The sequence below is a fragment of the Chelatococcus daeguensis genome (genome assembly GCF_001887265.1).
Classification (GTDB): Bacteria; Pseudomonadota; Alphaproteobacteria; order Rhizobiales; family Beijerinckiaceae; genus Chelatococcus_A; species Chelatococcus_A sambhunathii.
Genome location: NZ_CP018095.1, coordinates 1,210,409 through 1,233,387 on the forward strand (window position 1 = coordinate 1,210,409; position 22,979 = coordinate 1,233,387).

The window sequence follows — 22,979 nt, forward strand, 5'->3', positions numbered from 1 at the left end:
ACGGCCTACTCCGCCGCTTCCGCGACCGGCGCGGGCGCCGTCCAGCGCAGCACCGGCTGGCGCGCCGCACGGGTCTCGTCGAGGCGCCGGCGCGGGGCGTGATAGGGGGCCCCGGTGAAGCGTGCCGTGTCCCCGTCGCGCACGGCGAAGGCGAGGTCGCGCAGCGTGGCGATGAAGAGGTCGAGGGAGGCCTTCGATTCGCTCTCCGTCGGCTCGATCAGCATGGCCCCGTGCACGACGAGCGGGAAATAGACCGTCATCGGGTGGTAGCCCTCGTCGATCATCGCCTTGGCGAAGTCGAGCGTCGTGACACCCGTGCCCTTGAGCCAGGCGTCGTCGAACAGCACCTCGTGCATGCAGGCCCGATTGCCGAAGGGCAGCGACATCAGGTCCGCGAGGCATGCGCGCACATAGTTGGCGTTGAGCACCGCATCTTCCGAGGCCTGCTTCAGCCCGTCCGCCCCGTGCGAGAGCATGAAGGCGAGCGCGCGCACGAACATGCCCATCTGGCCGTGGAAGGCCGTGAGCCGCCCGAGCGGTGACTGGTCCGACGCCGCCGCGTGCTCGACGAGCGAGAAGCGCCCGTCGTCGAGCCTCACATAGGGCAGGGGGGCGAAGGCCGCGAGCCGGTCCGACAGCACCACCGGCCCCGCGCCCGGCCCGCCGCCGCCGTGCGGCGTCGAGAAGGTCTTGTGCAGGTTGATGTGCATGGCATCGACGCCGAGGTCGCCGGGCCGCGCCTTGCCGACGATGGCGTTGAAGTTCGCCCCGTCGCAGTAGAAATAGCCGCCCGCCTCGTGGATGACGCGAGCGATCTCGACGACGTCGCGCTCGAAGAGCCCGCAGGTGTTCGGGTTCGTCAGCATGATGGCGGCGGTGTCGGGCCCCGCGAGCTTCGCCACCTCGGCCGGATCGACCGTGCCGTCCTCTCGCGCCGGCACCGCCTTCACCGTGAAGCCGATGAGCGCGGCGGTGGCGGGATTGGTGCCGTGGGCCGAATCGGGCACCAGCACGACCTTGCGCGTGGCCGTCTCGCCCCGGGCCGCGATGGCCGCCTTGATCGCCGCCATGCCGGCGAGTTCGCCATGCGCGCCGGCCTTGGGCGACAGCGTCACGGCCGGCATGCCGGTCAGTTCCTTGAGCCAGTGGGCGAGTTCATCCATGAGCGCCAGCGCCCCCTGCACGGTGGAGGCTGGCTGCAGCGGGTGGATGTCGGCAAAGCCCGGCAGCCGCGCCATCCGCTCGTTGAGGCGCGGATTGTGCTTCATGGTGCACGAGCCGAGCGGGAAGAGACCGGTGTCGATGCCGTAGTTCTTCTGCGACAGGCGCACGTAGTGGCGCATCGCCTCCGGCTCGGAGAGGCCGGGCAGGCCGATGGCCTCCTTTCGGGCGAGGCCGCCGAGGCGGTCGGCCACGGGCGCCGGTTCCTCGAGATCGACTCCGGTCACGTCCGTGCGGCCGAACTCGAAGATCAGCGGCTCCTCCTGCTGGAGGGCGCGGTTGCCGGTGAAGGTCGGGTGGTCGCTCTCAGCACCCGCGCCCGGCGTGGTGGGGCGTCCCTGGCGGTTCAGCATCACAGCACCTCCGTAAGGGCGGCGACGAAGGCGGCCCGGTCGGCGTCGGTGTTCACTTCGGTGGAGGCGACGAGGAGGAGGTCGTCGAGGCCGGCACCGGGCAGGAGGCGCGGCACCGGCACGCCGGCGAGCACGTGGTGGTCGGCCATCGCCTCGACCACGGCGGCGGCTGGCTTGGGCAGCCGCAGCGTGAACTCGTTGAAGAAGGTCTCGTTGAGCACCTTCACGCCCGGCACGGCGGCGAGCGCCTCGGCGAGCTTCACCGCATTGGCGTGGTTGACGCGGGCCAGGCGCGTCAGCCCGGCTTCGCCGAGCAGCGACATGTGGATGGTGAAGGCGAGGCAGCACAGACCCGAGTTGGTGCAGATGTTCGACGTCGCCTTGTCGCGGCGGATGTGCTGCTCGCGCGTCGAGAGCGTCAGCACGAAGCCGCGCCGCCCGTCCGCGTCCACCGTCTCGCCGGCGAGGCGGCCCGGCATCTGGCGCACGAACTTCTGCCGCGTGGCGAAGAGGCCGACGTAGGGCCCGCCGAAGGACAGGGCGTTGCCGATCGACTGGCCCTCGCCGGCGACGATGTCGGCGCCCATGGCGCCGGGCGCCTCGACGAGCCCGAGCGACACGGCCTCGGTGAAGACGGCGACGAGGAGCGCGCCGTGGGCATGCGCCTTGTCGGCGACGGCCCTGATGTCGCGCAGGTTGCCGAAGACGTCCGGCGTCTGCACGACGACGCAGGAGACGCTGTCGTCGATGGCGGCGAGAAGGTCCTCGGTGGCGGTGACGTCCGGCGGGAGGCGCACCACCTCGTCACCGGCGAGGTCGGACAGCGTCGTCATCACCTCGGCATAATGCGGGTGAATGCCGCCGGAGAGCACGGCCTTGCGCCGCCGCGTCACGCGGTGGGCCATCAGCACGGCTTCTGCCGCGGCGGTCGAGCCGTCGTACATGGAGGCATTGGCCACCTCCATGCCGGTCAGCATGGCGACCTGCGTCTGGAACTCGAAGAGATACTGCAGCGTGCCCTGCGCGATCTCCGGTTGGTAGGGCGTGTAGCTCGTCAGGAATTCCGAGCGCTGGATGAGATGGTCCACCGTTGCCGGCACATGGTGCTTGTAGGCGCCGGCCCCGATGAAGAAGGGCACGGACGAGGCCGACACGTTGCGTGCCGCCATGGCGCCGAGGTGGCGCTCCACCTCCATCTCGCCCTTGGCGCGCGGCAGGTCGGCCGGGGCCGCCATGCGCATGCGCTCGGGAATGTCGGTGAAGAGCTCATCGACGGTGGCGACGCCGATGCGCGCGAGCATTTCGCGGCGGTCGGCGTCGGTTAGCGGTAGATAGCGCATCCGGCTTCGTCCCAATCGCCCGTTTCGGGTCAGGAAATCGACTTCAGATAGTCGTCGTACTGCTGTTCGGTCATCAGCCCGTCGAGCTCGCCGGCATCGCTCAGCTTGATCTTGACGAACCAGCCGTTGCCGAGCGGGTCCTCATTGACGGTGGCGGGCGTTTCCTCGATGGCACCGTTGACGGCAACGACCTCGCCGGAGACCGGCGCATAGACCTCGCTCGCCGCCTTGACGCTCTCAACGACGGCTGCCTCGGCCCCCTTCGTCAGCGCCTTGCCGACACTGGGCAGCTCGACGAAGACCACATCGCCCAGCTGGCTCTGGGCATAGTCGGAAATGCCCACCGTGCCGGTGTCGCCCTCGACGCGGATATATTCGTGGTCCTTCGTGTAGTAGGTGGTCATGTCTCGTTTCCCTGAAAGCCGGTGCGGCCCCTGCGAGCCACGTCTCAAGTCAGCGCTTGTAGCGGTGCGCCACGAAGGGCATCGGCACGACCCGTGCCGGAATCTCCTTGCCGCGGACGAGGAGGGTGAGCGCCGTGCCGTCGCGCGCGAAGTCGCTCGCCACATAGCCCATGGCGACGGGGGCGCCGAGTGTGGGCCCGAAGCCACCGGACGTCACCTCGCCGACGAGTTCACCCGCCGCGTCCTTGATCTCGGTGCCCTCGCGGGCCGGCATGCGGCCCTCGGGCAGGAGGCCGACGCGCTTGCGCAGCGGCCCGTGCGCCAATTCCTCCATGATGCGGTGCGAACCGGGGAAGCCACCCTCCTGCCGCCGGCGCCGCTGGATCGACCAGGCGAGCGCCGCTTCGACCGGCGACGTCTCCTCGTTGATGTCATGGCCGTAGAGGCACAGCCCTGCTTCGAGGCGCAGCGAATCGCGCGCGCCGAGCCCGACGGGCGCGACCTCGGGCTCGGCGACGAGCAGGTCCCACAGCGCGCCGGCTCGGTCGGCCGGCACCGAGATCTCGTAGCCGTCCTCGCCCGTATAGCCGGAGCGCGAGACATGGCAGGCGATGCCCGCCACCTTCATCGCGGCGGCGCTCATGAAGGCGAGGCTCTCCGCCTCCGGCGCATGGCGGGCAAGCACGGCCTCGGCCTCCGGGCCCTGCAGGGCGAGCAGGGCACGGTCATCGAAGACCTCGAGCCGTATCCCATCGGGCAGGTGGTGCCGGATGTGGCGGATGTCGGCATCCTTGCAGGCGGCGTTAACGACGAGGAGCAGGCGGCCATCGCCGTCGGCCGGCCGCGTCACCATCAGATCGTCGATGATGCCGCCCTGGTCGTTGAGAAGCTGGGTGTAGCGCTGCTGGCCGGGCGCCAGGCCGAGGATGTCGGCCGGCACGAGGGCCTCGAGGGCGCGCGCGACGCTTTCATGGTCAGGCCCCGCGAGGGCGATCTGGCCCATGTGCGACACGTCGAACAGCCCGGCAGCTTTGCGCGTGTGCTGATGCTCGGCGATGATGCCCTTGGCATATTGCACCGGCATGTCATAGCCGGCGAAGGGCACCATGCGGGCGCCGAGTTCCACGTGCCGGCTGTGCAGCGGCGTATGCCGGAGCGGGCCTGAGCCCGGGGATGAAGACGCCATCGACGGTTCCTCGCGCGACAGGGTTCGCGATCGGGCAAATGCCCGCTCGCGCCCCCTCTGTCCGGGAACCTGAGAGATTTCCCCGGCAAGGCCGGGTTACCCCCTTCGGTGGGGCCTGCCGCTGGGCAGGCCCGCTCTCCAGAGTGTCAGCTCCCGCGCGGTCCTTGGGCCTGAGCGTGTCCGGGGCGGTTGCGCCTTCGGCGTCGCGCACGTGCCAAGCACGCGGCGAACTCTCCCGCGGGGATCATCGACGTTGACCTGCCAGTCATGAAGCGGGACGCCCGTCCTGTCAACGGGCGCCGTGCGGCCCCGCGACAGGGCGTGCTCCGCCTCCGGCGATCAGCGCCGGCGCGCGCCGCGCGTCGGGGCCGCCTGGGCCGGGCCGCGGCCGAAGCCGACCTCGATGATGACATTGTCGCCCGTGGCGTCGGGTGGCAGGGTGAAGCCTTCCTCCACGAACAGGAACTCGCCCTGCGTCTCGCCGCGCGTCACGGTGGCGGACACAGTGCGCGTGCGCGAGGCATAGACGCGGTTGCCTTCGCGAATCGTCACATGGAAGGGGGATGAGAAGGTGCCCGGCGCGCCGGCCGGGCCGAGGAGGGCGAGGCCCTGCACGCCGACCTTGATGGTCATGCCGCCGCCCGGCAAGGCCGTGCACTCGCGCGCGGTCTCGGAAATGGTGAGCTGGTAGCGCAAGCCTGCATTGCTCTCACCGCCCGCGCGCACGGCCGCGCCGCCGTCCGACACGAAGACATAGGGGCAGATCACCTCGTCCGGCGGGGCTTCGCGCCGCTCTGGCAAGGTGGTGCTGCCATAGCGCAGGAGATTGCCGAGCGAGGAGCCGCCGCCCTGGGCCGCGCCGCCGTCTCCGGAGGTTGAACTGCATGCCGCAAGCAGACCCGCGAGGGAGACCAGCAAAACCGAAGAGCGCATCGCTTCCACCCGTCTTTGATTCATGTGTCCGTGCTGCTGCTCCCGTTCAGGGCAGCTTGTCGAAGCCGGCGCCGAAGCCTTCGAGCGACACCGGGATGCCGATGCCCTCCTCCGGCGTCTGGAAGACGACGAAGGTCGCCGTCTTGCCGCCGCGCAACTGGCCGAGCAGGTTGTCGTCCATCACCACCTCGGCGATACAGCCCGTGTTGAGGCAGCGCACGAACCCGGCCCGGCCGATATCTGTCTCGTCGATCTTGAGGCCGAGGCCTGCCGGCAGCAGCACGCCCAGCGGCGCCACCACCCGCAGCAGCCGGCTCTGGCCATCGGCTGTCTTGAGGACGATGACCACCAGCGTCACGTTGGGCCGATCCTCGGCCGCGACGCTCTGCACGATGGCACATTGTTCCTTTTGCGCGCCGGGCGGCGTCTCGCAGCGCGTCTGCCAGTGGCCGGTCGTATCCTTGACGGCGCCCTGGGCAAGGGCTGCCGGCTCGCCCAGAAGGGTGCCCGCGAGCACGACGGCCATGGCTGCGGCGCGGGGCAGGAAACGCGGGGCGGGTGAACGGCGCAACATTCGCGTGGCTTTCTCTCGAAACGGTTCGGGCCGGATATTGCGGCCGCATGCGAACGATTCGCGCAGCCAGCGGCCGCGCCTGCGATAATCGCTGGAGGATGTTCCGAACACGCCTTGCCCGCAGCTGTCAAGAACGGCTGACCTGCACAGACGGCGCGCGGGGGCACTTTGGCGAAAGCGGCGCGAAAATGCGGGGAGAACGTGGCTCGCGCGTTTATGCCGCATGGAATGATTTTAACGACACCGTTGCGCCGCACGCCGGGTTGTGGTCTTTGCTCTGGATCAAAGACAGGGGGTGCGCCAAGCGCCGCCTGTCGTTTTGCGTACCTACGGAACGATGGCGGACGGTTCGTCGAGGCGAGAGACCGGGAACCGCGCCCCGCCGATCACGGGAGCTCCGGACGACCGATGCGGATCGATTTTCTTCGTTTTCGGCCCATGTTTGCGCTGACGCTCGCCTCCGCCGCGCTGGCGCAGCCGGCGCTTGCGGGCACGGGCCAGCCCTCGCCCTGGCAGATGACCTTCCAGACGCCGGTGACCGAGGTCGCCCGCTACATCGACTGGTTCCACAACGGTCTCCTGTGGCTCATCGGCGCGGTCGTGCTCTTCGTCCTGGCGCTGCTCATCTACGTGATGGTGCGCTTCAACGAGAAGGCGAACCCGACCCCCTCCAAGACGACGCACAACACGCTGATCGAGGTGGTCTGGACCGTGGTGCCGGTCCTCATCCTCATCGTCATCGCCGTGCCGTCCTTCCGGCTGCTCAAGCTTCAGCTCGTGCCGCCGCAGGCCGATGTCGTCATCAAGGCGACGGGCCACGCCTGGTACTGGTCCTATGAATATCCCGGCAACGAGGGCGAGAGCTTCACCTTCGACGCCAACATGGTGCCGGAAGACCAGTTGAAGCCGGGCCAGCCGCGGCTGCTCGCCACCGATAACGAGGTGGTCGTGCCGGTGAACAAGAACGTGCTGGTGCAGGTCACTTCGGCAGACGTCATCCATGCCTTTGCCATGCCGTCCTTCGGCATCAAGGTCGACGCCGTGCCGGGCCGCCTCAACGAGACCTGGTTCCGCGCCGAGCAGGAGGGCATGTACTACGGCCAGTGCTCCGAGCTGTGCGGGCAGAACCACGCCTTCATGCCCATCGCCATCCGCGTGGTGAGCGAGGAGCAGTATGCCGCCTGGCTCGTGGAGGCCCGGCAGAGGTTCGCCGCAACCGATGCCCGCCCTGTGACGGTGGCGAGCCGCGCTCTCGCGGCCGAGTGATCCGTCGAACCGTCCCGGCCCATTCCGGCCGACAACAAGAAGCAATGGCCTGACGAGGAGCTGAGCAAATGGCTTCGCCGGCAACATCCCATCAAGCGCACGACCACGCCCACGATCATGCCCATGACCTGCCGCGGGGCTGGCAGCGCTGGATGAATTCAACAAACCACAAGGACATCGGCACGCTCTATCTGATCTTCTCGCTCTTTGCGGGTCTGGTCGGCGGAGCCCTGTCCATCGGTATGCGGCTCGAGCTCCAGGAGCCGGGCATGCAGTTCTTCTCCAACCCGCAGACGTTCAACGTCTTCGTCACCGGCCACGGCCTCATCATGGTGTTCTTCATGGTGATGCCGGCGCTCATCGGCGGGTTCGGCAACTGGTTCGTCCCGCTGATGATCGGCGCGCCGGACATGGCCTTCCCGCGCATGAACAACATCTCCTTCTGGCTCACGGTCGCGGCCTTCTGCCTGCTGATCGTATCGCTGTTCATGGAGGGGGCGCCCGGCTCGACGGGCTTCGGCGGCGGCTGGACGGTCTATCCGCCGCTCGCAGTGCAGGGTCATCCGGGCCCGGCGCTCGATTTCGGCATCCTGTCGCTGCACCTCGCCGGCGCTGCCTCGATTCTCGGCGCCATCAACTTCATCACCACGATCCTCAACATGCGCGCGCCGGGCATGACGCTGCACAAGATGCCGCTCTTCGCCTGGGGCGTGCTGGTGACAGCCTTCCTGCTGCTGCTGGCCCTGCCGGTGCTGGCGGGCGCCATCACCATGCTGCTGACGGACCGCAACTTCGGCACGACCTTCTTCGATCCGGCCGGCGGCGGTGACCCGATTCTGTACCAGCATCTGTTCTGGTTCTTCGGCCACCCCGAAGTGTACATCATGATCCTGCCGGCCTTCGGCATCATCAGCCATATCGTGTCGACCTTCGCCAAGAAGCCGATCTTCGGATATCTCGGCATGGCCTATGCGATGGTGGCGATCGGCGTCGTCGGCTTCATCGTGTGGGCGCACCACATGTACACGGCTGGCCTGTCGCTCGACACGCAGCGCTACTTCGTCTTCGCGACGATGGTCATCGCGGTGCCGACGGGCGTGAAGATCTTCTCCTGGATCGCGACGATGTGGGGGGGCTCCATTCGCTTCACCTCGCCGATGATCTGGGCGATCGGCTTCATCTTCCTGTTCACGGTCGGCGGCGTGACGGGTGTCGTTCTTGCCAACGCCGGCGTCGACCGCGCGCTGCATGACACCTACTATGTGGTGGCCCATTTCCACTATGTGCTGTCGCTCGGCGCGGTCTTCGCCCTCTTCGCGGGCTGGTACTACTGGTTCCCGAAGATGTCGGGCTACGTGATCCCGGACTGGATCGGCAAGCTCCACTTCTGGGTGTCGTTCATCGGCGCGAACCTCCTGTTCTTCCCCATGCACTTCTCGGGCCTCGCCGGCATGCCGCGCCGCTATGCGGACTATCCGGACGCCTATGCCCACTGGAACCTGATCTCCTCGATCGGCTCCTACATCTTCGCCGTCGGCCTCCTGATCTTCTTCTACGGCGTGGCGCTCGCCTTCGTCCGCAAGCAGCAGGCCGGCGACAACCCGTGGGGCGCGGGCGCGACGACGCTGGAATGGACGCTGTCCTCGCCGCCTCCATTCCATCAGTACGAGACTCTGCCGAAGATCACGAGCACCGGCCACTGATTGTCCGGCATGAAACAGGCGTGCGGCCGGGCAGGTCCCGGCCGCCGCTTCTCCGCCGGAGGCCGTACAGGGCGGCCCCTCGCCGAGAAGCGAAGGCACCGACGGTGCCGTTGAGTGACGAACCGAACGGGTAGGGCGTTATGGCGATGATCAGCGACCGACTGGCCGAGACGGGCCGCCGCGAGGCGGCCGGTGCGGCGCAGGTGTCGGTCTCCGGAGGCAGCGTCGGCGACTACATCGCGCTCCTCAAGCCGCGGGTTATGTCGCTCGTCGTCTTCACTGCCCTCGTCGGCATGGTGATCGCGCCCGGTCACGTCAACCCGGTGCTCGGCTTCGCCTCGCTGCTCGCCATCGCCATCGGCGCCGGCGCCTCCGGCTGCCTCAACATGTGGTGGGACGCCGACATCGATGCGGTGATGACGCGCACCGCCAGGCGCCCCATCCCGGCGGGCCGCATCGCGCCGGGCGAGGCGCTCGCCTTCGGCATGACGCTGTCGGTTGGCTCGGTGCTGGTGCTCGGTCTCGCCTCGAACTGGTTCGCGGCGGCCTTCCTCGCCTTCACCATCTTCTTCTATGCGGTCGTCTACACGATGTGGCTGAAGCGGGCGACGCCGCAGAACATCGTTATCGGCGGTGCGGCCGGGGCCTTCCCGCCCATGATCGGCGAGGCGGCGGTGACCGGCCACGTCAGCCTCGACGGGCTCGTGCTGTTCGCCATCATCTTCCTGTGGACGCCGCCGCACTTCTGGGCGCTCGCCCTCGTCAAGGCAGGCGACTATGCCCGCGCCGGCGTGCCCATGATGCCGAACGTCGCCGGTCCCGACGCGACGCGCCGGCAGATCATGCTCTACACGCTGCTGCTCGCCCCGGTGGGGCTTGCACCGGTGGTGCTTGGCTTCGGCGGCGCGATCTATGCGACGGTCGCCGGCGTCACCGGGCTCGGCATGGTGGCGCTCGCCTGGCGCGTGCTGCGCCGGCGCGAGGGCGAGGCGGCCGTCAAGGCGGCGCAGCAGCTCTTCGCCTTTTCCATCCTCTATCTCTTCCTTCTTTTCGCGACGCTGCTCGCCGAGCAGGCGCTCGGTTTCGGCAGCCTTTTCGCCGGGTGGGGGCGCTGATGAGGGACAAGGACCGCACCGACGACAAGGAGCGCGCCGTGGAAGGGGGCCCGCCGAGGATGTCGCCCGACGAGGCGAGGCGCCGCCGCGGACGCAACATCGCGATCGCCGTCGTTCTCGGGCTGCTCGTCATCCTGTTCTACGCGATGACGATCGCGCGACTCGGCGAGAACGTCATGAACAGGCCGATGTGAGGGCTGGGGCATGAGCAGCAACGGACAGGATCCGAAGGTGAAGGCGGCCGTGCGCCGCACGGCCGTCATCTGCGCCGGCGTCGTCGTCGGCATGGTCGGCCTCGCCTATGCGTCCGTGCCGCTCTACGATCTCTTCTGCCGCGTCACCGGCTATGGCGGCACGCCCCAGATCAGTGACGGGCCGTCGGCGCGCCGTTCCGAGCGGGAGGTCACGGTGCGCTTCGATTCGAATGTCGCGCCGGGCATCTCCTGGCGCTTCACGCCCGAGGCGCGCGAGGTCACCGTCAAGCTCGGCGAGACGAAGACGGTGATGTACAAGTTCACCAACACGAGCGACCGTCCGACCACCGGCATCGCCACCTTCAACGTCCAGCCGGAACTGGCCGGGGCCTATTTCAACAAGATCCAGTGCTTCTGCTTCACCGAGCAGACGCTTCAGCCGGGTGAGACCGTGGAAGCGCCCGTCGTCTTCTATGTCGATCCCGATATCGTCAACGAGCGTGACATCGCGGACATCCGCACGCTCACGCTCTCCTACACCGTCTTTCCCGCCAAGGGTGGCGCGCCGGTGACGGCGGCCAGCCAGGCGGTGGACAAGCCAAGCCTCTGAACGCTTAACCTGCCCACGCGAGCAAGGACCGAGGGACCCGGAGACAACACAAATGGCCGAAGCTCACGCCAAGAATCACGACTACCATCTCGTCGATCCGAGTCCCTGGCCGCTCCTCGGTTCGGTCAGCGCCTTCGTTATGGCCTGCGGCGCCATCATGCTGATGAAGGACCTGTCGATGGCAGGCCTCAAGGCGGGGCCCTACGTCTTCGGCGCCGGCCTCATCGGCGTGCTCTACACCATGCTCAGCTGGTGGACCGACGTGGTGCGCGAGGCGGAGCGGGGCGACCACACCCGCGTCGTGCAGCTGCACCACCGCTACGGCATGCTGCTGTTCATCGCCTCGGAGGTGATGTTCTTCTACGCTTGGTTCTGGGCCTATTTCGACGTCAGCCTGTTTCCCGGCGAGGCCATCCAGTTCCAGCGTGCGGAGTTCACCGGCGGGCACTGGCCGCCGCAGGGCATCGAGACGTTCGATCCCTGGCACCTGCCGCTGCTCAACACACTGATCCTGCTCACCTCGGGCACGACGGTGACCTGGGCGCACCATGCACTGCTGCACAACGACCGCGCCGGCGTGAAGCAGGCCCTGTGGCTGACGGTGGCCCTCGGCGTGCTCTTCTCGATCGTGCAGGCCTACGAGTATTCGCACGCCGCGTTCGACTTCTCGGGCAACATCTACGGCGCCACCTTCTTCATGGCGACCGGCTTCCACGGCTTCCACGTCATCGTCGGCACCATCTTCCTTGGTGTCTGCCTGCTGCGCGTCTACCTCGGCCATTTCACGCCGAAGCAGCATCTGGGCTTCGAATTCGCCGCCTGGTACTGGCACTTCGTCGACGTGGTATGGCTTTTCCTCTTCGCCGCCATCTACGTCTGGGGTGCGGGTACGCCTGCGGCCCACTGACCCGCCGGCGGTGCACGCAGCCGGTGATGCGACACCAAGGGGCGGCCGCAGCCGCCCCTTTTACGTTAGAAGGGCGTCTGCGCGCCGAAAGGCGCGGATCATGGAGGATGAGACATGGCCCACGAAGACCACGCGCCGCAGTCGCCCGTCCCGACGGGCCTTGCCGGTCGTTGCCCCCGGTGCGGGCAGGGGCGCATGTTCAGTGGCTTCCTCACAGTCGCGCCGAAGTGCAACGCCTGCGGGCTCGACTTTTCCTTCGCCGATTCGGCGGACGGGCCAGCCGTCTTCGTGATGCTCGTCGGCGGCTTCATCGTCTGCGGCTTCGCGCTGTGGCTGGAACTCGCCTACGAGCCGCCGTTCTGGGTCCATCTCGTCGTGTCGCTGCCACTGGCGCTCGTCGTCTGCCTCGGCATGCTGCGCCCGCTCAAGGGCGTGCTCATCGCCCTGCAGTATCATCACAAGGCCGAGGAGGGCCGGCTGGAGAAATGATCGTGGCGGCACGCTGGCGCGGCCTCATCCTTCCCGGTGTCCTGACGCTCCTCGTGCTCGCGGTGCTCCTGTCGCTGAGCGCGTGGCAGTTCTCGCGCATGGGCTGGAAGGAGGCGCTGCTCGCCCGCATCGAGGCCCGCATCGATGCGGCGCCGGTCCCTGTCCCGCCGGAGGCGGACTGGCCGGCCTGGCGGGCGGACGAGGACGAATACCGCCGCGTCACGGTGGAGGGCCGCTTCCTGCACGACAGGGAGGTGCTCGTCCACGGCAACACCCCGCGCGACGAGCGCGGCCGCGTTTTCGCCGGCTACTACGTGCTCACCCCGCTCGCCCGCCCGGACGGCTCGATCGTCGTGGTGAACCGCGGCTTCGTGCCCCTCGAGAACCGCGATCCGGCGACCCGCGCCCCCGGCCAGGTCGAGGGCGAGGTGGTGGTGAGCGGCGTCATGCGCGCGCCGCAGGAGCGGGGCTGGTTCCTGCCCGCCGACGACCCGGCCAAGGGCGAGTGGTTCACGCGCGATCCGGCCGCGATCGCCGCCGCCTTCGGCCTCGCGCGCGTCGCTCCCTTCATCGTCGAGGCGGACGGGGCATCCAATCCCGGCGGCCTGCCGCGCGGCGGGCTGACGCGCGTGAGCTTCCCCAACAACCACCTCGAATATGCCCTGACATGGCTCGGTCTGGCCATCGGGCTTCTCGGCGTCTTCGCCGTTTTCGCCACAAAGCGGCTGAAGGGGACGTAGAGCTAAGGCGGGACGTGCGGAGAGTGCGCGGCATTCCCCTCCCCGCAAGGGGGAGGGGAGAAGGACTGCCCGGTTCCAGCCCCGCAAGCGTCGTCCTTGTCTCGCCATCCTTCGGGGCTTACTGTCCGCCGTCCCATGAGGAGATAGGTTCGGTGCTGCACGTCTCGACCCGCGGGGAGGCGCCCGCGATTGCCTTCAACGAAGCGCTTCTGGCGGGCCTTGCCCGGGATGGCGGGCTCTATGTGCCCGAGACCTGGCCGCAGCTGACGCGCGAGGCGATCGCCGCCTTGGCCGGCAGGTCCTATGCCGCCGCGGCGAACGAGATCGTCGGCGCCCTCGTCGATGGCGACGTGCCGGCCGATGCCCTTTCGGCGATGATCGCCGAGGCCTATGCCACCTTCCGCCATCCGGCGGTGTGCCCGCTGAACCAGGTGGGCGACAATCTCTTCGTGCTCGAGCTGTTCCACGGGCCGACGCTCGCCTTCAAGGACGTCGCCATGCAGCTGCTCGCGCGGCTCATGGACCACGTGCTGAAGCAGCGTGGCGCCCGGGCGACCATCGTCGGGGCGACCTCCGGCGACACCGGCTCGGCGGCCATCGAGGCCTTCGCCGGGCTCGACCAGGTCGACGTCTTCATCCTCTATCCGCACGGGCGGGTGTCGGAAGTGCAGCGCCGCCAGATGACCACCGTCGCCTCGCCCAACGTGCACGCCATCGCGCTCGAGGGCACGTTCGACGACTGTCAGGGCATCCTCAAGGGCCTGTTCAACAATCACCGTTTCCGCGACGAACTGGCGCTGTCCGGCGTCAATTCCATCAACTGGGCCCGCATCGCGGCGCAGGTGGTCTATTACTTCACCGCCGCCGTCTCGCTCGGCGCGCCGCACCGGCCCGTCTCCTTCACCGTGCCGACGGGCAATTTCGGCGATATCCTCGCCGGCTATGTGGCGAAGCGGATGGGCCTGCCGGTGGGTCGGCTCGGTGTCGCCACCAACGTCAACGACATCCTCGTGCGCACCTTCGCCACCGGCCGCTACGAGACCGCCGAGGTGGCGGCCACCACCTCTCCGTCGATGGACATCCAGGTGTCATCGAATTTCGAGCGCCTGCTGTTCGAGGCCGGCGGGCGCGATGTTGCCGCTGTCCGGCGCATGATGACGGCGCTCGCCCAGTCTGGTGCCTTTACCGTCGAAGAGCCGCTGCTCGCCGCGATCCGCCGCGATTTCTTTGCCGGGCGGGCGGACGAGGCCGAGGTCGCGGCCGAGATCGGCACGACATGGCTCGAGGCCGGCTATCTCCTCGATCCGCATACCGCCGTCGGCATGGTGGCGGCCCGGCGGGCGTTGAAGGAGGATGCCGGGACGCCGATGGTCGTTCTGGCGACGGCGCACCCGGCCAAGTTCCCGGATGCGGTCGAGGCTGCGAGCGGCGTGCGCCCGCCGCTGCCGCCCCGTCTGGCCGACCTCTACAGTCGGCCGGAGCGGTTCGACGTGGTCGCCAACGACATCGCCGCCGTCGAGACATTCGTGCGTGCGCGGGCCCGCGCCGCGCGGGGAGCCGCCGCATGAAGGCAGCCGCCGCAGCGGCCGGGGAGAACACACTGGGGGTTTCGACGCTTGCCAGCGGCCTGACAGTGGTGAGCGAGCGCATGCCGCACGTCGCCACGGTAGCGGTCGGCGTGTGGGTCGGCGTGGGAGCGCGCAACGAGCGGCCGCAGGAGCATGGCCTCTCGCATTTCATCGAGCACATGGCCTTCAAGGGCACCGAGAGACGCTCGGCCCGCACCATCGCCGAGGCCGTCGAGGCGGCGGGCGGCGATTTCAATGCCGAGACAGGCATCGAGCACACCTCTTACACTGTCCGCCTCTTGCCGGAGGACCTTGATCTTGCGCTCGACATTCTCGCCGACATCCTGACCCGCTCTCGCTTTGCGCCCGAAGAGATCGCCCGCGAGAAGTCGGTGATCCTGCAGGAGATCAGCGCCGTCGAGGACACGCCGGAGGATCTCGTCAACGACCTGTTCATGAGCTGTGCGTTCTCCGGCCAGCCGCTCGGTCGTCCCATCCTTGGTACCGCCGAGAGCGTGCGCGGCTTCACCCGCGAACGGCTCGTCGGCTATCTTGCGCGGGAATATCGCGCCTCCCGCATGGTCGTCGCCGCGGCGGGGAGCGTTGACCATGCTCGCCTCGTCGCGGGTGTCGAGCGGCATTTTGCCGGCATCAGCGGCGGCCTGGGCTCCGTGACGGAACCGGCCCGCTTCACGCCCGGCGACTTGCGGGTCGAGCGCGCCATTGAGCAGGTGCAGCTCATGCTCGGCTGGCCGGGCAGGGCGCTTGGCGACGACGGACATTATGCCCTGCAGGTCTTCGCCAATCTGCTCGGCGGGGGCATGTCCTCGCGTCTCTTCCAGGAGGTGCGCGAGGAGCGCGGCCTCGCCTATGCGGTCGATGCCTTTCACTGGCCCTTCCTGGACACGGGTGTCTTCGGCCTTGCGGCCGGCACGGCGCCGGAGGATGTCGCCGAGCTCGTGCCGGTGGCGCTCGCCTGCCTGCGCGATGCAGCGCTCGCCGCAACGCCGGAGGAACTTGCCCGCGCGCGGGCGCAGATGAAGGTGGCGCTGCTCACGACGAGCGAATCGGCCATGGGCCGGGCGGATCAATTGGCACGGCAGATGCTGGCCTTCAGGCGCATCGTCCCGCGCGAGGAAGTCGTCGCCCGGCTCGACGCCCTGACGGTTGATGACATACGTGCCGCCGGTCGCAGCCTGCTAGAATGCCATCCCGTCGTCGTGGGGCTCGGGCCGGTCGCGGATCTGCCGGCGTCTGCCGCCGTTCAGGCGATGCTCGCCGGAAAGTGAACGCTATGGTGCTGTTCCGCTTCACGCCCCACAACGAGGCCCTGCCGGCCGTACGTGGCGACGGGCTGTACCTCAGGGCACCGCAGATGGCCGATTTTTCCCAGTGGGCCACCCTGAGGGCGGAAAGCCGCCGCTTCCTCGAGCCATGGGAGCCGCTGTGGCCGGCCGACGACCTGACGCGCAGCGCCTTCCGCCGCCGGGTGCGTCGCTACGCCCAGGAGATTGCCAGCGATACGGCCTATCCCTTCCTCATCTTCCGACAGGCCGACGACGTTCTGTTGGGGGGGCTGACGCTCGGCTTCGTGCGGCGCGGCGTCGCCCAGACCTGCACGCTCGGCTACTGGATCGGCGAGCGCCATGCCGGCCAGGGGCACATGACGCGAGCGGTGCGGGCCGCCGTCGGCTTCGCCTTCCGCAATCTCGCCCTGCGCCGTGTGGAGGCGGCCTGCCTGCCGTCCAACACGGCCTCCATCCGTCTCCTCGAAAAGGTCGGATTCAGCCGTGAAGGCTACGCCCGCCGCTACCTGTGCATTGCGGGCACGTGGCAGGACCATCTCCTCTATGCCCTGTTGAGTGATGATATCGTCTCGTGAGTGCGACAGAGGCCGGCCGGAGGGCGGGCGGCGTCGGGGCGCCGCCTTGCAGGGGGCGGCCCCGCGAGGCCTGTCTCGCCTCGTGCCGCGCCTCTTGCCCTCGTCCGGCCGGCCCGATACGACTGGGCGGCCTTCCGATGCGCTCATCCGCGAGATACCTGCGTTGCATTTCCTGCGTAGACTGACGCTTCTCCTGTCGGCCCTCGTCGCCCTTGCCGCCCTGGCGGTGCCGGCGGGGGCGGTGGAGTCGGTGCGCGTCACGCTCGATGCCCAGGCCATCGACCTGATGCCCGCGGTCGAATTCTACAAGTCGGAAGGCGATCTTATCCAGATCCCCATCGCGCCGGGGCCGGACGGCATCGTCCGCCGCATCGCGGTGAAGGCGCGCGACGGCGGCACGCGGCCGGACTGGATGGTCTTTGCGCTCACCAACGACACGGACGAGCAGATCGACCGGCTGCTCGTCGCACCTCACTACCGCCTCGTCGGCTCCGGTGTCATCTGGCCCGATCTCGGCGCCTCCCGCATCACCGCCATCACGGCAAGCCAAGGCATCCGTCCCGAGCGCGAGGAGAGCTCCGACGCCGACATCTTCACGCTGACGCTCGACCCCGGCACGACCGTCACCTTCGTCGCCGAGCTGCGCACACCGAACCTGCCGCAGCTCTATCTGTGGGAGCCGGAGGCCTACAAGAAGAAGATCAACGGCCTCACCCTCTACAAGGGCATCATCATCGGCATCGCGGGGCTACTCGCCCTGTTCCTCACCATCGTCTTCGTGGTGAAGGGGGCGGTGATCTTCCCCGCGGCGGCGGCGCTCGCCTGGGCGGTGCTCGCCTATGCCTGCATCGATTTCGGCTTCCTGCAGCAGATCTTCCCGGCGACCTCCTCGGCGGACCGCATCTATCGCGCGGCGGCGGAGGCCGTGCTCGCCGCGACGCTGCTCGTCTTCCTCTTCGCTTATCTCAACCTCAACCGCTGGCACGTGCGCTACAGCCACGTGACGGCCGGCTGGCTCGTCTTCCTCGCCGCGCTCGTGGGGCTCGCCGTCTTCGATGCGCCGGTCGCGGCCGGCGTTGCGCGCATTTCCATCGCGGCGGTGGCGGCCATCGGTTTCGCGCTCGTCATCCATCTCGCCAGCCACCGCTACGACCGGGCGGTGATGCTCATCCCCACCTGGCTGCTGCTGCTGGTCTGGGTGACGGCGGCGGCCTTCACCGTGCTCGGCCAGATCTCGCGCGACCTCGTGCCGCCGGCGCTCATCGGCGGGCTGGTGCTCATCGTCATGCTCATCGGCTTCACGGTGATGCAGCACGCCTTCTCGGGCGGCGCCATCGCGCAGGGCCTCGTCAGCGACACGGAGCGCAAGGCACTGGCGCTCGCCGGGGCCGGCGACATCGTCTTCGATTGGGACGTGATGGCCGACAAGATCTATGTCAGCCCGGAGGTCGAGCTTCAGCTGGGACTGAAGCGCGGGTCCCTCGAAGGCCCGGCGTCCGCCTGGCTCGACGTGATGCACGCCTTCGACCGCGACCGTTATCGCGCCACCCTCGATGCGGTGCTGGAGCAGCGGCGCGGCCGGGTGGTGCAGGATTTCCGCCTGCGCTCGGCGAGCGGCCAGTACCACTGGTTCAACCTCAAGGCGCGGCCCGTCGTCGGCTCCGACGGCGAGGTCATCCGCGTCGTCGGCACCCTGGCGGACGTGACGGATGCGCGCACGGCCGAGGAGCGGCTGCTGCACGATGCCGTGCACGACAATCTCACCGGCCTGCCCAATCGCGAATTGTTCTACGACCGGCTCGAGGCGGCGCTCGTCTATGCCCAGGGCGACGACAGCATCCGTCCGACGGTGATTGTCGTCGACCTCGACCGCTTCAAGCAGGTCAACGAATCGGTCGGCCTCTCGGCCGGCGATTCCATCCTGCTCACCATCTCGCGGCGACTCGGGCGCCTTCTGCGCCCGCAGGACACGCTCGCCCGCATCTCCGGCGACGAGCTCGCCATCATCCTCGTCTCCGAGCGCGAGCCCGATCGCATCATCTCGTTTGCCGGCATGATCCGCCGGGCGGTCACGACGCCCGTGACCTTCGCCGAGCGCGAGATCTTCCTCACCGCCTCCATCGGCATCGCCCTGCACGATCCGCAGGCCGAGGCGCGCGGCGAGGAGATGCTGAAGAATGCCGAGATCGCCATGATCCACGCCAAGAAGCAGGGCGGGGATCGCATCGAGGTGTTCCGACCGACGATGCGCGCCGAGCGTTCCGACAAGCTCACCATCGAGAGCGACCTGCGCCGGGCGCTCGACCGCGGCGAGATGAAGGTCTTCTTCCAGCCCATCGTGCGGCTGGACGATCGGACGGTGGCCGGCTTCGAGGCCCTCTTGCGCTGGGACCATCCGCGCCACGGTCGTCTCGGGCCACACGATTTCATCCCCATCGCCGAGGAGACGGGGCTCATCGTCGACCTCGGCCTCTTCGCGCTGGAGCGCACGGCGCGCGAGCTCGCCGCCTGGCAGCGGGCGCTCGATGTCGAGCCGCCGATCTTCGCCAGCGTCAACATCTCGAGCCGCCAGCTCCTGCGGCACGACCTCCTGCACGACGTCAAGACCGTACTCGCCCGCTTCGCCGTCCAACCGGGCTCGCTCAAGCTGGAGCTGACGGAGAGCCTCGTGATGGAGAACCCGGAATATGCGGCGCAGATGCTGGCGCGCATCCGCGACCTCGGGGCAGGTCTGTCGCTCGACGATTTCGGCACCGGCTATTCCGCGCTGTCCTACCTGCAGCGCTTCCCCTTCGACACCATCAAGATCGACCAGTCCTTCGTGCGGCAGATGGCGAACGGCGGGCGTCCGGTCATCCTGCGCTCCATCGTCACCCTGGCGCACGACCTCGGCATGGACGTCGTCGCCGAGGGGGTGGAGGACGAATCGGATGCCGTGGCGCTGCTGCAGCTCGGCTGCGAATACGCCCAGGGCTATGCCTTCGGCGAGCCGATGAGCGCGCTCGAGGCGCGCAAGCTTGTCGGCGCGGCGCACGAGGCGGCGTAATTTCCAGTCAGACGATGGAGAGCAGCGTTGTTGCTCTCGCCACGGCCGGAGAGCGGGCGACCAGGCTCAGCTGGCGACGACGTTTGGGCGGTCGCCTCAGGCGTGCCCGGCCTCGCCGGAGAGCATCCCCGGATCGATGCCGAGCATGCGTAGGGCGCGGTCGTATTTGGCTTCCAGCGGCACGTTGAAGATCAGTTCCGGATCGGCCGGGCAGTTCAGCCAGCCGTTGGCCTGGATCTCGCTTTCGAGCTGCCCGGCGCCCCAGCCAGCGTAGCCGAGCGCCAGAAGGGCGCTGTGCGGGCCCTGGCCGCGGGCGATGGCACGCAGGATGTCGATCGTCGCCGTCAGGCAGATCTCGTCGTCGATGGGCAGGGTCGAATTGTCGATGAAGAAGTCGGGCGAGTGCAGCACGAAGCCGCGTCCCGTCTCAACCGGCCCGCCGCGCAGCACGAGCACCCGATCGCGCTGCGGCAGGCGGATCGCTTCCTCGGCATTGATGATGTCGAGCTGGACGAGGAGATCGGGAAAATTGAGCTCCGTCGCGCGCTTGTTGACGACGATGCCCATCGCGCCTTCTTCCGAATGGGCGCACACATAGATCACCGAACGCGCAAACCGCTCGTCCCGCATGCCCGGCATGGCGAGCAGCAACTGGCCGTCCAGATAATCCTTGCCGGTCTCGGCCGACTTTCGCTCGAGCGACATCAGCTCTCCTTCTCTCAACAACATGCTACGGCGAGCCCATAGCTTTTCAATGCTTTTTGCTGCCTCCTTGTTGCGCTTCACGGCTTCGTGGCTCGCCAGGAGCGCGGCAGGAGGGTATTCCGGCGCCATGTCGATCGGATGCTTCAAGGACGGGACGGCCGGCCGGGCCGCGATCATCTGCGGCGCGCTGGCACTGTCCGCCGCGTTGTTCGTCACGGCAGGCCTGGCGGGCCCTGCCGTCGCGGAACCCGCGCCTTCGGCGAATGCGAAGGGCGAGCGTTCCTCCATTGCGCTCCTCTCCGCCGGGCGCATGCCGGACGGAGCCTGGCGGGCCGGCCTGAGCATCGCCCTCGAACCGGGCTTCAAGACCTACTGGCGCGATCCAGGCGATTCCGGCGTGCCGCCGGTTTTCGACTGGTCGGGCTCGCGCAATGTCGCCCGCGTCGAGGTGGAATGGCCGGCACCCCGCCGCTTCTTCGACGGCGTCGGCTGGTCGATCGGCTACAAGGACGATGTCGTGCTGCCGCTGCGCGTCGTGGCGCAGGATGCCGGCGCGCCCGTCGTGCTCGATCTCAAGCTCGATTACGCGGTGTGCGAAAAACTCTGCATCCCGACGGGCGGCCACGTGGCGCGGGAACTCACCGAATCGGCTGAGGACGCGGCGGCGCTTGCTCCGTTCGTCGCCCGCGTCCCGCGGGAGGTCGCAGTGGGCGAGGAGGCCGCCGGCCTTGCGGTCGAGACTGCGGCCATCGAGCGCAAGGGGGACGACATCGCCGTCGTCGCCCGCATCGCGGGCGGCGGGCTGGAGGACGTCTTCGTCGAGGGCGAGAGCGGCTGGTACTTCGACAAGGCCGAGCTGACGCGCCAGAACGACGGCCGCACTCTTGCCCGCGTCCCGGTCGCCGACCGGCCGAAGGCGGTCGCGGGCCCAACGGCCGCGAAGCTCACGGTCGTCGGCAAGGCCGGCGCGATATCCGTTGCTGCGAGGCTCGACGCAGTGGCCAAGGCACGCTAACTCAGGGGGCCGCCTCTCGGCTGACTTTCCCTGGAAGGAGCGTTGTCATGGCCATTGCAGTTGGTGATCGTCTGCCGTCCGTAACCTTTCGCGTCATGACGCCCGACGGGCCGGCCGCGCGCACCACGGACGACATCTTCAAGGGCCGCAAGGTCGTTCTTTTCGCCGTGCCCGGCGCCTTCACGCCCACGTGCCACAAGAACCATCTGCCGGGCTTCCTCGCCAAGGCCGACGAGATCAAGGCCCGCGGCATCGACGCCATCGCGGTGACGGCGGCCAATGACGTCTTCGTCATGGATGCGTGGAGCAAGTCGTCAGGCGCCGAAGGCGTCATCGAGTTTCTGGCCGACGGCAACGGCGATTTCGCCAAGGCGGTCGGGCTCGCCTTCGACGGTTCGGGTTTCGGCCTCGGGACGCGCTCGCAGCGCTATTCGATGGTCGTCGAGGACGGCGTCGTCACGCAGCTCAACGTCGAGGACGCGCCGGGCAAGGCGGACGTCTCCGGCGCGGCGCACCTCCTCGCGCAGCTCTGACGCGAGGCCGGGCGGTTCCTTGTGAGGCGCCCGGCTTATTCCAACCGCATCGGCGCAAAGCTCATGCGGTGGAAGGGCGACGGCCCGTGCGCGGCAATGGCCTCGAGATGCCCCGGTGTGCCGTAGCCGGCGTGGGACGAAAAGCCATAGGCCGGGAACTGTCGGCACAGCCGCGCCATCAGCCGGTCGCGCGTGACCTTGGCAACGATCGACGCCGCCGCAATCGAGGCGACGGTGAGGTCGCCCTTGATGACCGCCTCCGTCGTACAGGGGGCATCGGGCGGGCAGTCGTTGCCGTCGATGAAGGCATGCACCGGCCGCTCCGGCAGGCCGCGCAGGGCCCGCGTCATGGCAGCCAGCGTCGCCTGGCGGATGTTGATGCTGTCGATGATGCGGGCCGGCACGCTCGCTACCGACACGGCCGCGCTGTCGAGGATGAAGGCATAGAGCACCTCGCGCCGAGCGGGCGTGAGCCTCTTCGAATCCGTCAGCCCCTCGGGGATGCGGTCGGGATCGAGCACGACAGCCGCCGCAACGACCGGGCCGGCAAGGGGGCCGCGGCCTACCTCGTCCACGCCGGCAACGGGCCAGAGGCCGCGCCGGCGGCAGTCTCCCTCGCGCAGGAAGGATGCCGACGCGAGGTCGGAACCTGCCGGCGAATCAGTATCGTCGATGCGCTTCATGCGGCCATCATGGCGCGCAGGCGCGCAGGCTCAAGGCTCGATTCGAGAAGGCTCGCCTGCGGGGGCTGCGAAAGCCGCCGTCAGTCCGGCAGCACCATCAGCCCGCGCGCGTCGAGCGGCATGAAGGGATTGAAGGCCACCTCCCACGGATGGCCGTCGGGATCGGCGAAATAGCCCGAATAGCCGCCCCAGTCCGCCTTGGTGCCTGGCTTCAGCAGGTGCCCGCCGGCGGCGACCGCGGCGTCGAGCGCCTTCTCGTCCGGCAGGTTGATGGCGAGAGTGAAGCCGCCGAAGCCCGGTGGCGTCAGCGGGAGCTTCGCGTCCTCGGCGAGCTTGTCCCGGTCCCACAGGGCGAGCGCAACATTGTCGAGGGCGAGAAAGGTGATCGACGCCTCGTGGGCCCGCGCCTTCGGCCGCCAGCCGAGCTTCTCGTAGAAGCGCTGGCTGGCAGCGCGGTCCGTGACGCCGAGCGTGATGAGGTTGACGCGCGCAGGAACGGTCGCGGTCATCGG

At 68.5% G+C, this 22,979-nt stretch carries 23 protein-coding genes and 1 riboswitch; of the genes, 14 read left to right on the plus strand and 9 right to left on the minus strand.

From position 1 onward, the window contains the following. Window positions 1-5: 5 nt before the first annotated feature. From gcvPB to BOQ54_RS05780, 6 genes are all read right to left on the minus strand, one after another. Window positions 6-1,574, minus strand: coding sequence for an aminomethyl-transferring glycine dehydrogenase subunit GcvPB (gcvPB, locus tag BOQ54_RS05755; RefSeq protein WP_071923495.1), 1,569 nt, complete (start codon window positions 1,572-1,574; stop codon window positions 6-8). After that, window positions 1,574-2,914, minus strand: coding sequence for an aminomethyl-transferring glycine dehydrogenase subunit GcvPA (gcvPA, locus tag BOQ54_RS05760; protein ID WP_071923496.1), 1,341 nt, complete (start codon window positions 2,912-2,914; stop codon window positions 1,574-1,576). Before gcvPA ends, gcvPB begins: the two co-directional genes overlap by 1 nt. A 29-nt stretch (window positions 2,915-2,943) precedes the next feature. Beyond that, on the minus strand, window positions 2,944-3,318 hold the full coding sequence (gene gcvH, locus BOQ54_RS05765) for a glycine cleavage system protein GcvH (RefSeq protein ID WP_055459249.1): 375 nt from the start codon (window positions 3,316-3,318) through the stop codon (window positions 2,944-2,946). A gap of 49 nt (window positions 3,319-3,367) precedes the next feature. Next, entirely contained in the window at window positions 3,368-4,504 is a 1,137-nt protein-coding gene (gene gcvT / locus BOQ54_RS05770) for a glycine cleavage system aminomethyltransferase GcvT (RefSeq protein WP_055459248.1), read from the minus strand. Window positions 4,505-4,652: 148 nt separating this feature from the next. Then, a riboswitch (glycine riboswitch) is annotated at window positions 4,653-4,752 on the minus strand. A gap of 91 nt (window positions 4,753-4,843) precedes the next feature. Beyond that, window positions 4,844-5,437: a hypothetical protein gene (locus tag BOQ54_RS05775; protein WP_055459247.1), complete on the minus strand. Its 594-nt coding sequence runs from the start codon at window positions 5,435-5,437 to the stop codon at window positions 4,844-4,846. A 46-nt stretch (window positions 5,438-5,483) separates the two neighbouring features. Beyond that, window positions 5,484-6,011, minus strand: coding sequence for an invasion associated locus B family protein (locus BOQ54_RS05780; RefSeq protein ID WP_063189525.1), 528 nt, complete (start codon window positions 6,009-6,011; stop codon window positions 5,484-5,486). Window positions 6,012-6,449: 438 nt separating this feature from the next. Here BOQ54_RS05780 and coxB point away from each other — a divergent pair, with 438 nt between their 5' ends. The 12 genes from coxB to BOQ54_RS05840 all read left to right on the plus strand — a co-directional run bounded on the left by coxB (window position 6,450) and on the right by BOQ54_RS05840 (window position 19,531). After that, entirely contained in the window at window positions 6,450-7,277 is an 828-nt protein-coding gene (gene coxB, locus BOQ54_RS05785) for a cytochrome c oxidase subunit II (protein ID WP_063189833.1), read from the plus strand. A gap of 68 nt (window positions 7,278-7,345) precedes the next feature. Further along, a complete protein-coding gene (gene ctaD / locus BOQ54_RS05790; protein ID WP_071923497.1) occupies window positions 7,346-8,980 on the plus strand; it encodes a cytochrome c oxidase subunit I in 1,635 nt (544 codons plus the stop codon). A gap of 140 nt (window positions 8,981-9,120) precedes the next feature. Further along, on the plus strand, window positions 9,121-10,095 hold the full coding sequence (locus tag BOQ54_RS05795) for a heme o synthase (protein ID WP_063189529.1): 975 nt from the start codon (window positions 9,121-9,123) through the stop codon (window positions 10,093-10,095). Continuing rightward, a complete protein-coding gene (locus BOQ54_RS05800) occupies window positions 10,095-10,289 on the plus strand; it encodes a hypothetical protein (RefSeq protein WP_055459383.1) in 195 nt (64 codons plus the stop codon). The genes BOQ54_RS05795 and BOQ54_RS05800 overlap by 1 nt, the downstream gene beginning before the upstream one ends. Before the next feature lie 10 nt (window positions 10,290-10,299). Further along, the gene (locus tag BOQ54_RS05805; RefSeq protein WP_055459243.1) at window positions 10,300-10,899 is read left to right on the plus strand and encodes a cytochrome c oxidase assembly protein; all 600 of its coding nucleotides are present in this window, start codon (window positions 10,300-10,302) and stop codon (window positions 10,897-10,899) included. A gap of 52 nt (window positions 10,900-10,951) precedes the next feature. After that, the gene (locus BOQ54_RS05810; RefSeq protein WP_055459242.1) at window positions 10,952-11,806 is read left to right on the plus strand and encodes a cytochrome c oxidase subunit 3; all 855 of its coding nucleotides are present in this window, start codon (window positions 10,952-10,954) and stop codon (window positions 11,804-11,806) included. A 114-nt stretch (window positions 11,807-11,920) separates the two neighbouring features. After that, a complete protein-coding gene (locus BOQ54_RS05815; RefSeq protein ID WP_063189531.1) occupies window positions 11,921-12,295 on the plus strand; it encodes a DUF983 domain-containing protein in 375 nt (124 codons plus the stop codon). Further along, window positions 12,292-13,035, plus strand: coding sequence for an SURF1 family protein (locus tag BOQ54_RS05820; RefSeq protein ID WP_071923498.1), 744 nt, complete (start codon window positions 12,292-12,294; stop codon window positions 13,033-13,035). The genes BOQ54_RS05815 and BOQ54_RS05820 overlap by 4 nt, the downstream gene beginning before the upstream one ends. A 152-nt stretch (window positions 13,036-13,187) precedes the next feature. Continuing rightward, window positions 13,188-14,603, plus strand: coding sequence for a threonine synthase (gene thrC / locus BOQ54_RS05825; protein ID WP_071923499.1), 1,416 nt, complete (start codon window positions 13,188-13,190; stop codon window positions 14,601-14,603). After that, a complete protein-coding gene (locus tag BOQ54_RS05830) occupies window positions 14,600-15,892 on the plus strand; it encodes a M16 family metallopeptidase (protein WP_071923500.1) in 1,293 nt (430 codons plus the stop codon). The genes thrC and BOQ54_RS05830 overlap by 4 nt, the downstream gene beginning before the upstream one ends. 5 nt (window positions 15,893-15,897) lie before the next feature. Continuing rightward, window positions 15,898-16,485 (plus strand): GNAT family N-acetyltransferase, encoded by a 588-nt coding sequence (locus tag BOQ54_RS05835; RefSeq protein ID WP_055459237.1) that lies wholly within the window; start codon window positions 15,898-15,900, stop codon window positions 16,483-16,485. 172 nt (window positions 16,486-16,657) lie between these two features. After that, a complete protein-coding gene (locus BOQ54_RS05840) occupies window positions 16,658-19,531 on the plus strand; it encodes an EAL domain-containing protein (RefSeq protein ID WP_071924406.1) in 2,874 nt (957 codons plus the stop codon). A gap of 96 nt (window positions 19,532-19,627) precedes the next feature. Here BOQ54_RS05840 and BOQ54_RS05845 read toward each other — a convergent pair whose 3' ends face one another. Continuing rightward, the gene (locus BOQ54_RS05845) at window positions 19,628-20,236 is read right to left on the minus strand and encodes a YqgE/AlgH family protein (protein ID WP_055459236.1); all 609 of its coding nucleotides are present in this window, start codon (window positions 20,234-20,236) and stop codon (window positions 19,628-19,630) included. A 127-nt stretch (window positions 20,237-20,363) separates the two neighbouring features. On the opposite strand from BOQ54_RS05845, the gene BOQ54_RS05850 reads away from it, so the two are divergent. Both BOQ54_RS05850 and BOQ54_RS05855 read left to right on the plus strand, forming a co-directional pair. Continuing rightward, window positions 20,364-21,251, plus strand: a complete 888-nt coding sequence (locus tag BOQ54_RS05850) for a protein-disulfide reductase DsbD domain-containing protein (RefSeq protein ID WP_245316307.1) — start codon at window positions 20,364-20,366, stop codon at window positions 21,249-21,251. A 47-nt stretch (window positions 21,252-21,298) separates the two neighbouring features. After that, window positions 21,299-21,784, plus strand: coding sequence for a peroxiredoxin (locus tag BOQ54_RS05855; protein ID WP_055459234.1), 486 nt, complete (start codon window positions 21,299-21,301; stop codon window positions 21,782-21,784). Between the two features lie 35 nt (window positions 21,785-21,819). Here the strand turns inward: BOQ54_RS05855 and BOQ54_RS05860 are convergent, their stop codons facing one another. Both BOQ54_RS05860 and BOQ54_RS05865 read right to left on the minus strand, forming a co-directional pair. Then, on the minus strand, window positions 21,820-22,467 hold the full coding sequence (locus tag BOQ54_RS05860; protein ID WP_071923501.1) for a ribonuclease HII: 648 nt from the start codon (window positions 22,465-22,467) through the stop codon (window positions 21,820-21,822). 80 nt (window positions 22,468-22,547) lie between these two features. Next, entirely contained in the window at window positions 22,548-22,976 is a 429-nt protein-coding gene (locus tag BOQ54_RS05865) for a VOC family protein (protein ID WP_071923502.1), read from the minus strand. Window positions 22,977-22,979 lie beyond the last annotated feature (3 nt).